This is a genomic window from Psychrobacter cibarius (assembly GCA_030686115.1).
GTDB lineage: Bacteria > Pseudomonadota > Gammaproteobacteria > Pseudomonadales > Moraxellaceae > Psychrobacter > Psychrobacter cibarius_C.
Map to the genome: position 1 here is coordinate 601,518 of CP131612.1, position 13,423 is coordinate 614,940.

The window sequence follows — 13,423 nt, forward strand, 5'->3', positions numbered from 1 at the left end:
TCCAGTCATAAAAACACAGTACGCGGTTATTGTGGAAAAACCGCCTATTTTTTTATTTAAAAAACATCATTATAATCAATCAGTTATATTTTTTTATTAAAATAATCATAAAAAAGGCAAAAAAGGGCTTGCGTCTTTCAAAAAATTTGATAGAATAGCCACCACTTTAAGAGAACAAGCCGACTTAGCTCAGTTGGTAGAGCAACTGACTTGTAATCAGTAGGTCGCCAGTTCGATCCCGGCAGTCGGCACCATCTCTCTTAAAGTAGCTTTTTATGAATCTGTCTTAAACTAAAGCCATTTTTGTTTAAAGCAACCTAAGGTGGGATTGGGGAGCGGTCAAACCCAACAGACTGTAAATCTGTCGCGAAAGCTTCGAAGGTTCGAATCCTTCTCCCACCACCATATTTTTTAAGTTTGTCATAGCGCCAAGCATACTCTTTATACTTCATGACTCTCGATTAGAGTCTTCCTGAATAAGAGTAATTGCGGGTGTGGTATAATGGTAACACCTTAGCCTTCCAAGCTAATGACGCGGGTTCGATTCCCGCCACCCGCTCCATATATACAACATCGCAAAGATTATCAATAAATCATCACGACAGTCAGTTTTAGTATTGCTGTATCGTGATATTTTTTTTAGTAAATCCATAAGTTGTTTTTTGTGGTTATTAAAAACATGCTCATATAGCTCAGCGGTAGAGCACTCCCTTGGTAAGGGAGAGGTCTTGAGTTCAATTCTCAATATGAGCTCCATTTATTGTTTAAACCTCTTGTGTTTGCTTTGCCATCTTTAAACAGTTCGTGTCGATATCGAAATTACAGAATATTGAAAATTATAAATTACAGTGTAGCAAATAATATTTAAGGGTGACACTAAGGTGTTGCCTTTTAGTGCTGTCAATTTATTAAGTTATCAATACATGAGTAATTATATAAAAGTATCTAAGATAAAATTGTTTAAGATAAAATTGTTTAAGATAAAAGTATCTAGGTTCGTCAGGCTCCAATATTATTAATGATTTACACTAAGATAAAGTAGTGCAACAGCGATAGTGTATAATATCTTGCAATGTTCACTAGATTAAAAAATACGTATAATGCTTAAACTTATGTGTGCAGCATTGAAATGCATGATCTGAGCACATATATACAGTCGTAAAGTGATCAAACAGTTTTAGTAGATAAGCCATAGCGTCAACGGTTTGATGGTTTTGTATGCATCATGAGCCGTCAAACAGCTATTCACCGATCTTTGATTGATAAAGATTCACCAAAAAAAGAGGAAATACCCATGGCAAAGGCCAAGTTTGAACGCGTAAAGCCACACGTCAACGTCGGTACAATCGGACACGTTGACCACGGTAAAACAACCCTAACAGCTGCCATCGCAACTGTAGCAGCAATCACCTCTGGTGGCGAAGCCAAAGACTACGCGTCTATTGACTCAGCACCAGAAGAAAAAGCACGTGGCATCACCATCAACACCTCACACGTAGAATATGACACCCCAGCACGTCACTACGCTCACGTCGATTGCCCAGGTCACGCCGATTATGTTAAAAACATGATCACTGGTGCCGCTCAAATGGACGGCGCAATCCTAGTCGTATCAGCAACTGACGGCCCAATGCCACAAACCCGTGAGCACATCTTGCTTTCACGTCAGGTTGGCGTACCGTACATCATCGTATTCATGAACAAATGTGATGTTGTTGATGACGAAGAATTGCTAGAACTCGTAGAAATGGAAGTTCGTGAACTTCTTAATGACTACGACTTCCCAGGTGATGATACCCCAATCATCCATGGTTCAGCGACTGAAGCCCTAAAAGGCTCACAAGAAAAATACGGCCAACCAGCGGTTGTAGAACTTCTTAACGTTCTTGACACCTACATCCCAGAGCCAGAGCGTGACGTTGACAAAGCATTCCTAATGCCAATCGAAGACGTATTCTCAATCTCAGGCCGTGGTACTGTTGTAACAGGTCGTGTTGAATCTGGTATCGTACGCGTAGGCGACGAAATCGAAATCGTCGGTATCCGTGACACTCAAAAAACCACCTGTACTGGTGTAGAGATGTTCCGTAAACTGCTTGACGAAGGTCGTGCAGGCGAAAACTGTGGCGTACTACTACGTGGTACTAAGCGTGAAGACGTACAACGTGGCCAAGTACTAGCTAAGCCAGGTTCAATCACGCCTCACACCAAGTTTGACGCTGAAGTATATGTATTGAGCAAAGAAGAGGGTGGTCGTCACACACCATTCCTAAACGGCTATCGTCCACAGTTCTACTTCCGTACTACTGACGTAACTGGCGCAATCCAATTACAAGACGGTACTGAAATGGTCATGCCTGGTGATAACGTTGAGATGGGCGTAGAGCTTATCCACCCAATCGCTATGGACAAAGGTCTTCGCTTCGCTATTCGTGAAGGCGGCCGTACTGTAGGCGCTGGTGTTGTTGCTAACGTACTAAACTAATCTATCCGTCTCAGTAATGAGCTTGTAAGTTAGTCATAAAAAGCCATCCTTGTTTAAGGGTGGCTTTTTTTTGGCTACAAAACAGATAACGGCATAATCAATATTGTAATGATAAATATTTGAAATACAGTAAGTGCTATGGTATTTGGGTTTGTATAAATAATAATAAGAGGATATATAATGTTGATGATAAAGATTTTATCAACCCAAAGTGCAGATTTTGAGCAAGTGCTGGAAGCAGTAGCGGATATTGAAGCCATCGTTCAACCGCAAGATGCTTGGGGTTTTCAGACATTGGTGGAATCACTCAAACAAGATAGCATGCATCTGCTGATCGTTTATGAGCAAAAAAACAATAGTATTAATAATACTGTGACAGGCTATTGTCTATATCAAGTGATTTTTGAACAAGCGGAGATTTTACGTATTGGCACCCATCCTGATTATCAACGTCAAGGTATTGCCTCACAAATTTTTGCCAGATTGAATACAGAATTGAGAACGCATCAGGTGGAGAGCCTTTTATTAGAAGTGCGCGCAGATAATGCGCCTGCGATAGCCTTATATGAGCAGCAAGAATTTGCTCTAATTCATAAGCGTAAAGGGTATTACCAAACTCCACATCAACCAGCTATTGATGCCCTGATTATGCAGCGCCTGTACGTCCGAGAATAATGAAGGGTATCGAATGGAACCAAATAAACCCGCAGAATAGTAGATGGGTCGGCACTTTTATTATTATTGAGTGGGTATTTTCTTTTTGCAGATTTCAATATTGAGTTTATAGTCATTATCTACTTTCATACGCTCAAGAACATCGATACGTTCGCTTAATAGCTCTACCATGAGGCTGATATTTGCTTGCTGTTTTTGTATTTGCGCCAATTTTTGCTGAGTAAGCATCAGTTGTAAATCAACATCCAATTGACCATCGTAATAATCATTCAAGCTGTCTCTGATTTCAGTGAGTGTAAAGCCAATCGCTTGCGCACTTTTGATTAGCTCAATACGTTCGATACATTCTGGATGAAACTCGGTATATAAACGCGAGCCTGCCTGACGCTTACGAGATTTTAGCAAGCCCAGTTGATCATAATGACGAACGGTATCTTTGGTTGTTTGAGCTTTTGTTGCCAGTGTTCCAATCAGTAAGAACGATGTGTCGGGTGCCATGATAACCTCGTCGGTAGGTAGCAGTTGATAAGGTACGAGTTAATAAAGTAGCGATTAACAAACAGACATAAGCTATCAATCACTTCGTCATCGTATTTATTTTAAGATAAGTTGCCAAGGTTCTATGGTATCAAGTAACGATACGGCGAGTGGTTTATGAGAGTTATTTTGCCATTTGACAATATTATTAGCCGTTAAGAGATCCAATTGAGTCAAAAAGTCAGCACGCGGTAGCGTGGTTGCACCCAAGCTCATTAAATGCTCATTTGGTAGCTGACAGTCAACCAGCGCCACATGGCTTTGTTCACATAAGCGCATTAGACCCCAAAATGCGAACTTTGAGGCGTTAGAGGCGATATGAAACATCGATTCGCCGAAGTAAATGCTACCTATTTTTAGACCATAAAGCCCGCCAATGAGTTGCCCTTTATCATTCCAAACTTCAATGCTATGTGCAAATCCTTGTGCATGCAGTTCGGTATAAGCCTCAATCATTTCATCATGAATCCAAGTATGTTCGCCCTCGGGCTGTTCATTATTGAGGCGATCACTGCGCGGTAAACTACAGGCATGAATAACGTCATCAAAAGCTTGATTCAGGGTTAATTGCCAACGCTCGCGGATGGCTTGCTTACGCAGCGACTTGCTTGGCTTATAATTGGTTGGCACCATCACGCAGCGCGGGTCTGGGCACCACCATGCAATTGGTTCATCTTCATTAAACCAAGGAAACAGACCCTGCGCGTAAGCAGAAATCAATGTTTCGGCTGCCAAATCTCCTCCTATAGCAACGATGCCAATGCCGTCAGGATCAACCATCAAAGGGTCAGGAAAGTCATAACGCCCAAGACTTTTTAAGGTCTCAGGCGTGATCTGCTCATTGTTATATTGAGAGAAATTACCCATTTAGGCTTCTTTATCAGCAGTCAATGTTGATGCATAAGTATGATCAGTGGCTGTGGCTTCGCCAATCGCATCCAAGTATTTTTCAGCATCTAGTGCGGCCATACAGCCCGTACCAGCAGAAGTGATTGCTTGACGATAGACATGGTCTGCGACATCGCCTGCGGCAAATACACCTTCGATGCTGGTTTGTGTGGCATTGCCGTCTAAGCCGCTTTTGACAATAAGATAGCCGTCTTTCATATCCAGCTGACCTTTAAATAAGTCTGTATTCGGCTTATGACCAATCGCGACAAACATACCAAACACGTCTAACTGTTTGGTACTGCCATCAATCATAGATTCGATGATTACGCCATTGACGCCCATGTCATCGCCGACGACTTCTTTGACTTTATGATTCCACTCGATTTTAATATTACCGTTTTTGACCTTTTCAAACAATTTATCTTGGAGAATTTTTTCGGAGCGTAAGCTATCACGGCGATGTACCAAGGTCACTTCAGCAGCAATGTTAGATAAATATAGGGCTTCTTCAACAGCAGTATTACCACCACCGATGACGGCAACTTTTTGGTCTTTATAAAAGAAACCATCACAAGTTGCACACGCTGATACGCCTAGGCCACGGAATTTGGTTTCTGACTCCAACCCCAAATACTGTGCTGATGCGCCAGTCGAGATAATAAGTGCATCACAAGTGTAGCTACCGTTATTACCCGTCAGCTCAAAAGGGCGCACGTTTAAATTGACTTCATTGACATGGTCATAAACCAATTCAGTACCAAAGCGCTCGGCATGGGCTTTCATGCGATCCATCAATGCAGGACCTGTTAAGTCATGCGCATCGCCCGGCCAGTTATCGACTTCAGTGGTGGTCGTTAATTGTCCACCGACCTCCATGCCAGTTACCATGACAGGTTTCAGGTTGGCACGTGCTGCATACACAGCCGCTGCATAACCAGCAGGGCCTGAGCCTAGGATAATGAGTTTTTCGTGACGTGGAGCGGTATTGTCAGTTGCCATGAGTTGTTCCTTGCTAAATATAAATGTTAAAAATACGAGTGAGCAATATAATAAAAAACAGTCTTCAAAATTGATGCTAATGGGATTTTCTAATCGCTGCGTGATAATAACATAAGGGCATTGGACGAAAAGTACAAGTTTGCTAAAACAAACACAGGTATGATTACAATCAAAGTATATTTTTCTTGAAATATTATGGTTAGAAACCGCTGGTATTTTATAGGGCTTACCTAATATTACTGTCCTTGTTCTGTTCGTTATATTTTGCGAGTGACATAGGTTTTTGCTTAAACCGTATACAGACTGATTTTATTGCACGCTTTCTTTGTAAGACGGTCGCCACTATCCCTATGTATTTGTTATTATAAGAAGTTATGCTAAGTGTACCAAAGGCAAAAAGAAGGCTGTTGTATATCGCTTTTATAATAGACAATGTTTTCTGTACACTTCGCTAAGTGCGTTTGTATCAGCACTTTATATTCAACCCTTTATCAGCGCTTTATGTCAGCATGATTAGGCTTAGTCATGCATTGGCGACCATTTAGTATTAATAACAAGGCAGATCTTACGTGATATCAGCACCGCTTATTGAGTATTTAAAAAAGGGAATATTTACCCTCCTTGGGTTAATACTGGCCGTTTATCTATTTGTCATTTTGATGACATATACCAGTAACGATCCTAGTTGGTCGCATATCAGTAGCGATATGACCACGATTAATAATGTAGGCGGCGAATCGGGTGCTTGGTTATCTGACTTGCTTTATAGCTTCTTTGGTTTTGGTGCATGGTGGCTGCTGGCGTTTGTGGTTTATGAGTCTATCCTTATTTGGTGGGACAACAAGCCAACGTTTTGGCTGATGCGAGTGGTTGCTTATGTGTTTTTATTATTAAGTGCCAGTGCGTTGTTTGCACAATTGGTGGCGTTAGTACAGCAATTGACCAATCCAGGAACGCTAGGACTGGAAAGCGTGGCTGGTGGCATTATTGGGTTTGAATTACAGGCGCGTTTGGCACAGCTTTTATCGCAGTGGGGGAGTGTGATTTTCTTGACGGCATTCGTCATTATTACCGCAACTTTTGCCTTTAATATTCATTGGCTAGCGATTTATGAGAAGGTTAAGGCGCTATCGTGGCTGGGCTCAGGGGTGAAGCATCAGGGTAGGATGCACGATAGCGTGTCAACCACGCCAGAAAATATCAATGCCAAGCAAAATGATGAAAACATAGCCAACAGTAATGCGAAAAAAGACGTAGCCGATCACGAGCAGTTACCACTTGAGTTGCAAGTTGCTGGCAATGCTCAAGCCGTAGACAACAGTGGTCGGTTCAGCAATGTGTTGTCAGAGTTCTTGGCAACGTCAGGGTTGGCTGAGAGCGTTAAAGCTTCTGTAGTTGCCGCAACACAAGCGGCGATGCCTAATTCAGCTGCTAAATCTAGTCGTGAGAATAGTGAACCTGTTCCTGTCTCAGTAGAGACACCTAGCAATACTGTTCAAAATCTTGCAAGTCATACGAATACATCGACGCCGTTAAGTCCTGCCATGACTGCTATCCGTAAAGTCGAGCCAAGCTTTGCTTGGAATGACGCCAATACTGTCGATGACTTATTAGCCAGCGAACAAATGGCTTATCACGCTAATGATATGAACACTTCTGATTCAGCCACTACTACTTCTGTATATGCTGATAGCAATACTGAGTCGTTAGAGACAGCGGCGCTAGACTCTACAGCGATATCAGCCGTAGAGATGTCCGAAGCTCAACCAACAGAGAACTTGCCGTCAACAGCTCAGCCATCAATAAATGAGCTAGTATACGGTGAGACGGCTGACAAAACGGATAATGAGCTTGAATCGTTTGAGTTAGAGGATAAAGTGGAGGCCGTTGATATACTGGCCGATGCATGGTTGGCAGAGCATGCGGATGTCTTAACATCTACAGCTATGCAGCCTACAGAAACAGTACAAGCAGCAGTCACAGCGCCTGCGACAGACTCATCAAATAGCAAAATGCACGACTTTGCTGATGAATGGTTTGATGAAGAGCCGGAAATGTTAGAGGACTCCGAGACTTCTTCTGTATCTAACGAAGCGAGTGTCGCCAAAGCAGTAGACGTGGTTGAACCAGTTGCTTCAGTCGCTGATATGACGCCGACCAATACGCCACCGTCTAATCCTAAACTGCCGCCTACGGTAGAAACCCGCGTCACAGCATCAGCTATTGAACCAATAGTTGTGCCTAAACCAACGGTAAGTTTTGCGGTACCTGAGGGCGATAGTAGCAATCATATCACTGACATGATGCCAGAGGATGATAGCGCTGAGGATGTGAATGCGCCCGTTATGCCAGATATTAGTGATGATGCCGCCTTCAGTCAAAAATCACGCTCGATGCAAACAGCTGCCTATCGTAGTAGCCTAACGCCTATTCCAGAGATTTCTATTTTGGATAAGCCAGACCCTGATCGTAAGCCCAGTTATACCGTCGCCGAGCTTGAGCAATTATCAGAGTTACTAGAGATTAAGTTACAAGAATTTAATGTAAAGGCGAATGTGGTCAACGCCATTCCGGGTCCTGTTGTTACCCGCTTTGAAGTGGAGCTTGCTGCTGGAGTAAAAGCCAGTAAGGTTACCGGTATTTCACGTGATTTGGCGCGCTCGTTATCGATGGCGTCTTTACGTGTGGTTGAAGTCATTCCGGGTAAGCCATATATCGGTATCGAAGTACCCAATAAGCAGCGCGAAATGGTACGTTTGATTGAGCTATTGAATACCGAAAAATTCCAAGATCCCAAAGCTCAAATCAGCATGGCGATGGGTAAGGATATTGGTGGTAATGCCATCATTACTGACCTTGCGCGCGCGCCGCATATGTTGGTTGCTGGGACTACAGGTTCGGGTAAATCGGTATTGGTCAACTCGATGCTACTATCGATGCTACTCAAATATACGCCAAATGAGCTGCGTCTCATCTTGATTGATCCAAAGCAGCTCGAGCTTGCCAACTATAATGATATCCCGCATCTGTTAACACCAGTCGTCACCGATATGACTGAAGCGGCCAGTGCTTTATCATGGTGCGTGGCAGAGATGGAACGTCGCTATCAACTGATGAGTTTACTCAAAGTGCGTAAGCTTAATGAGTTTAATAAAAAGGTCATTGCTGCTGAAAAATCGGGCAATCCGATGCTTGATCCTTTGTGGCGACCTAATGACAGCGTGAGTATCAGCCAAGCACCGAAGCTAAAAACCTTGCCGATGATTGTCATTGTCGCGGATGAGTTTGCCGATATGATTATGCAAGTCGGTAAACAAGCCGAAGAGCTTATCACCCGTCTTGCACAAAAATCGCGGGCAGCAGGGATTCATTTAATGCTGGCTACCCAGCGTCCATCGGTCGATGTCATCACGGGTTTGATTAAAGCCAATATTCCCGTGCGGGCGGCACTACGTGTGAACTCAAAAGTAGATTCGCGGACGATTCTGGACAGTGGCGGTGCCGAAGACATGCTGGGTAATGGTGACATGCTATTTTTAGGACCTGGGCAAATTGAGCCAGATCGTGTGCATGGTGCCTATGTCAGCGATGAAGAGGTCAACCGTGTTTGTGATGCGTGGCGCGAACGCGGTGCGCCTGATTATATTGACAATATGGCAGGCAACTTTGAACTGTCTAGTCCTAGTGGCGGTGGTAGTACGGCTAACGCCTCTGGTGAGGACGATGACCTTTATAACGATGCTGTGGCCTTTATTATGGAGACGCGAAAAGTTTCTGCTTCAAGTATTCAGCGTAAATTTAGCATCGGCTATAACCGTGCCGCACGTATCGTAGATTCCATGGAGGACGCGGGGTTGGTCAGCTCAATGGGTAAAAGCGGTAAGCGTGAGCTATTAATGTAGCGTTTAGACTTTATTAGACAATAAAAAAGATGAGTCACAAAAGTGGTTCGTCTTTTTTATTGAAAAAATATGATAGCGCTCATGTCTGAGTGACCAATCAGTTTTTTTATCAATTATCAGCACTCGTTTTTTATACTAAACTGACCTTTGTTGATAGCATAAATATCACTCAATTTTCAGAAATTTTAGGTTCATTACTCAGCAAGGAGGCAGGTTATGTTTAAAGAATATACCCAATATGATGCCATAGCATTGGCGGCATTGGTCAATGCAGGTGAAGTCAGCGCTCAAGAGGTGTTAGATGCTGCCGTCTATCAAGCCAATACACTCAATCCCAAATTAAACGCTATTATCCATCGTTTCGATGACCGTGCTTATCATGCTGCACAGGCGGGATTACCCTCAGGTATATTTAATGGTGTGCCTTATTTGCTCAAAGATTTGTCATTTAGCTTTGCCGATGAGCCAATCACGATGGGCAGTCGTAGTGTTAATATCATCTCTGAGTGCGACAGTGAAATCGTCAAGCGTATGAAAGCCACAGGTGTGAATACCTTTGGCAAAACCAATACGCCAGAATTTGGTTTAATCATTACCACTGAACCAAAAGCCCATGGTGCGACTCATAACCCTTTCAAAAAAGGTTACAGCTCTGGCGGTTCATCGGGTGGTAGTGCAGCGTCAGTGGCGAGCGGTATCGTACCGATGGCGGGCGCGGGTGATGGTGGTGGCTCGATACGCTTCCCCGCTGCTTGGTGCGGCGTGTTTGGACTCAAACCCAGTCGTGGTCGTAACCCGATAGGTCCTAAGTTCGGGGAAGGCTGGGAAGGTGCAGTCGCAGATCACGTGATTACCCGCAGCGTACGTGACAGTGCCGCGATGCTCGACGCTACAAATGGCGCAGAGATTGGTGCGCCTTATGTCATCGCGCCACCTGATGGCACATTTTTGCAAGCTGCGATGCGCGCACCAAGGCAATTAACCATTGCCTTGCATCAACAGCCATTGATTGCCAATACTGTGGTGGATAAAGAAGTGTTAGCCGTATTAGAGCAAACGGCTAAGCAGCTAGAAGCCATGGGTCATCGCGTCATACCCGCTGAGCCGAATATCAATATCGAGCAGTTTTGGCATGACTTTATGGTGGTGGTCTGCACCCATACCGCTTTTACCATTGATAATATCGAGCGTGACTTTGGGGCAGAGCATATCAAAAACCTAGAGCCGCAAACCTATAATATGGCATTGCTGGGTCGCTCATTATCAGCCGTTGATTTGGCGCATGCTAAGCATGGTTGGCATCACAGTCAGTATCAAACTGGCTTGTTACTTGAAACCTATGACATGATTTTATGTCCGACCGTGCCGACACCTGCAGTTAAGCATGGTGTATTGCCACCAAGTCGTATGGATGAAATGCTCATGCGTAGCGCAGGAGTGCTCAATAAGGGCGTCGATATGGGTAAGTATGCCTTTAGCTCAGGTATGATCGAAAAGCTTAGTCAGCCTGTACTGGGCAAAATGGCCTTTACACTACTGGGTAATATCACGGGATTGCCAGCGATGTCATTACCGGTAGGAATGAGTAAAAAAGGTTTGCCAATTGGGATGCAGCTGATTGGGCGTATGAATGATGAAGCGACATTATTCAGTGTGGCAGGGGAGCTGGAGCGAGCAGGGTTGTTTACCAAGGCAGCCTTTGAGAAGTAAGTTTGCATTTTATCGATTAAGTAATGATTACTTAATCAAATCGATAAATATCCATGCCTAAGCTATGATGCGCCATACTTTGATGAACAACTGAGACACGCTGACCTATACCTAGGGCAAAAAATAATGGCAACAGATGCTCGTCACTCGGATGAATATCTTTATAGTCAGGATATTGCTGCCAATCTAAAGCACTAGGAATGTCTGTTTTGAGCTGTTGTAGCAGCCATTGCTTAAATGCTTTAGCCGTTTGGTCAACACTATCTGCTTGCCAGCGTAATGCTTGCAGATTATGGGTAATGTTACCTGAGCCAATGATAAGTATTTGCTCCTCACGTAGGCGCGCTAGCTGCGCACCCAATTGATAACAGGCGATACTGTCATAATGCTGCGGTAGAGAAACCTGTACGATAGGTATCTCAGCCTCTGGATATAAGTGCCTGAGCGGCGCCCACACCCCATGATCACAAGCCCGCACTGGATTGACACTACACGTAATACCGCGTGTAGTGAGCTGCTGGGCAAGGGATTCAGCAAGCGCTGGCTGACCAGCTGCAGGGTATTGAAGCTCATATAGCTCAGGCGGAAAACCTGAAAAGTCGTGCCAAGTCTTGGGTTGAGGATTACTGCTTATTTCGAGTTTGGCGGATTGCCAATGCGCTGACATAATCAGGATGGCACGTGGCTTTGGTAAGTTTTGCCCAATACGTGCCAGTGCACTGGTCGTGGCAGATTGTTCAATGGCAAGCGTGGGTGCACCATGCGAGATAAACAATGCTGGTAGCTTAGCCACATTTGACCCTAAAGCAGGTGCATCTGTCCAAACGCCAGTTGCCGTAATAGGTGTTGGCAAATGAGAGTACGAGTCATCAGGCTGATGAATTGAATGAGGGACGGTAGGTGTCGCATGTTTTGGATATTTCATGTAGCGTTTATTAGGGCGCACCGCGATTTTTCAATTGCTTCTATTATTGATATTGTTGCCCATAAACTATCAGCACAAAATATTAGCACAGAGTATAGCAGTGTTTAATGATTGCTTAATTGCCACGATGATAAGGGTGATTGTTATTGATACTCATCGCACGATACAATTGTTCCATTAGTACAACACGTACCAACGGATGCGGTAATGTCAGCGCTGATAGTGACAATTTTACATCGGCTTTGGCTAATACTTCTGGCGATACGCCGTCTGCACCGCCGATCACCAGTGCAATATCATCGCCTTGCTGCATGCCATCAGCTAATTTATCAGCCAGCCCTTCTGTGGAAATCATTTTACCTTTGACATCCAATACCCATAGTTGCTCACGCCCTGAGGTATTATGAGCGGCTAATATTGCCTGTCCTTCTTGCTCACGGTATTGTGCCAAATTGGCATCAGACGGGTTTTTTGCACGCTTTGCGGCAGCAATTTCCACGATTTCTGTACTGAGCATAGGTTGGATACGCTTAAAATACTCATCGAACCCCGTTTGTACCCATTTAGGCATTTTATTACCGACGGTTAAAATTCTTACTTTCATAGCCAGTACCACTTTAATTTTAGTCATTAGTAAAATATAACAAAAGAATTCTACGCTTAAGTGAACGTAACAAACAACCTTTTTACCCTGTCGTTTTTGATGATTTACTAATCTTCGATAAGCAATAGGTATTACATCAAAGGCTGTATGGTTTGCGAGACACTATCTTCTGTATTTTGGTCATTACCACTCGCATCAGTTGGGCTGGGTTTTGGAATAATAGTAAGCTTGGCATCAGACTCAAAAACGATGGCTTCAACATCATCGAAACTATGCACTCCTTCAGAGCGCATCGCACATTCAATCTCTTGACGAGTCAGCCGCTCAGTGCGCATGGCATCTGGCAAAAACTGCCCCTGATAAAAAACAATACGCGGCTCTGACAAAATAAAACTACTAAATTGCGGTGAGATAGAGGCGTATTTCGTAACTAAAAACTGCAATAGATAAAGTACTAAAATCGATGAAACCCCTTCGACAAAGGGAATGTCTTTGAGCAGAATAGTACTGGCACCAAGTGAACCGATCATCACGGTGACGATCCAATCAAAATTATTGAGCTGCGAGGTGGAGCGTTTACCTGAGATTTTGGTCACCAGTACGATCAACACATAAACCATGACAGTCGTCAAAACGATGCGTCCAAGCTTGTCTATATTGTCAAAAAAAACCATGTCCATGATAAATGCTCCTAT

10 protein-coding genes and 4 tRNA genes are annotated in these 13,423 nt (G+C 43.8%); 8 read left to right on the plus strand and 6 right to left on the minus strand.

Features of this window, described 5'->3' with window-relative positions; translation table 11 throughout:
- The first annotated feature begins 178 nt into the window (after window positions 1-178).
- The 6 genes from Q6344_02515 (at window position 179) to rimI (ending at window position 3,160) form a co-directional block, all read left to right on the plus strand.
- A tRNA-Thr gene (locus Q6344_02515) sits at window positions 179-254 on the plus strand.
- 67 nt (window positions 255-321) lie between these two features.
- Window positions 322-405, plus strand: a tRNA-Tyr gene (locus Q6344_02520).
- An 83-nt stretch (window positions 406-488) separates the two neighbouring features.
- Window positions 489-562: transfer RNA gene (locus Q6344_02525), tRNA-Gly, on the plus strand.
- A gap of 119 nt (window positions 563-681) precedes the next feature.
- Window positions 682-756, plus strand: a tRNA-Thr gene (locus Q6344_02530).
- A 538-nt stretch (window positions 757-1,294) separates the two neighbouring features.
- Complete coding sequence (gene tuf / locus Q6344_02535) at window positions 1,295-2,485, plus strand: elongation factor Tu (GenBank protein ID WLG14245.1); 1,191 nt, start codon at window positions 1,295-1,297, stop codon at window positions 2,483-2,485.
- Window positions 2,486-2,665: 180 nt separating this feature from the next.
- Complete coding sequence (gene rimI / locus Q6344_02540) at window positions 2,666-3,160, plus strand: ribosomal protein S18-alanine N-acetyltransferase (protein WLG14246.1); 495 nt, start codon at window positions 2,666-2,668, stop codon at window positions 3,158-3,160.
- A 63-nt stretch (window positions 3,161-3,223) separates the two neighbouring features.
- Here rimI and Q6344_02545 read toward each other — a convergent pair whose 3' ends face one another.
- The 3 genes from Q6344_02545 to trxB form a co-directional block, all read right to left on the minus strand.
- Window positions 3,224-3,658, minus strand: a complete 435-nt coding sequence (locus Q6344_02545; protein WLG14247.1) for a MerR family transcriptional regulator — start codon at window positions 3,656-3,658, stop codon at window positions 3,224-3,226.
- A 96-nt stretch (window positions 3,659-3,754) separates the two neighbouring features.
- Window positions 3,755-4,564, minus strand: coding sequence for a leucyl/phenylalanyl-tRNA--protein transferase (aat, locus tag Q6344_02550; protein WLG14248.1), 810 nt, complete (start codon window positions 4,562-4,564; stop codon window positions 3,755-3,757).
- Window positions 4,565-5,587, minus strand: coding sequence for a thioredoxin-disulfide reductase (gene trxB, locus Q6344_02555; GenBank protein ID WLG14249.1), 1,023 nt, complete (start codon window positions 5,585-5,587; stop codon window positions 4,565-4,567).
- 569 nt (window positions 5,588-6,156) lie between these two features.
- Here trxB and Q6344_02560 point away from each other — a divergent pair.
- Together Q6344_02560 and Q6344_02565 are read left to right on the plus strand one after the other, a co-directional pair.
- Window positions 6,157-9,489 carry a DNA translocase FtsK 4TM domain-containing protein gene (locus tag Q6344_02560; GenBank protein WLG14250.1) on the plus strand — a complete coding sequence of 1,111 codons (3,333 nt, stop codon included), beginning with the start codon at window positions 6,157-6,159 and terminating at the stop codon, window positions 9,487-9,489.
- A 216-nt stretch (window positions 9,490-9,705) separates the two neighbouring features.
- On the plus strand, window positions 9,706-11,199 hold the full coding sequence (locus Q6344_02565) for an amidase (protein WLG14251.1): 1,494 nt from the start codon (window positions 9,706-9,708) through the stop codon (window positions 11,197-11,199).
- A gap of 31 nt (window positions 11,200-11,230) precedes the next feature.
- On the opposite strand, the gene Q6344_02570 is transcribed toward Q6344_02565, so the two are convergent.
- The 3 genes from Q6344_02570 to Q6344_02580 form a co-directional block, all read right to left on the minus strand.
- The gene (locus Q6344_02570; GenBank protein WLG14252.1) at window positions 11,231-12,124 is read right to left on the minus strand and encodes a class III extradiol ring-cleavage dioxygenase; all 894 of its coding nucleotides are present in this window, start codon (window positions 12,122-12,124) and stop codon (window positions 11,231-11,233) included.
- Window positions 12,125-12,239: 115 nt separating this feature from the next.
- A complete protein-coding gene (gene rlmH / locus Q6344_02575; protein ID WLG14253.1) occupies window positions 12,240-12,728 on the minus strand; it encodes a 23S rRNA (pseudouridine(1915)-N(3))-methyltransferase RlmH in 489 nt (162 codons plus the stop codon).
- A gap of 131 nt (window positions 12,729-12,859) precedes the next feature.
- Window positions 12,860-13,408: a DUF421 domain-containing protein gene (locus Q6344_02580; GenBank protein ID WLG14254.1), complete on the minus strand. Its 549-nt coding sequence runs from the start codon at window positions 13,406-13,408 to the stop codon at window positions 12,860-12,862.
- Window positions 13,409-13,423 lie beyond the last annotated feature (15 nt).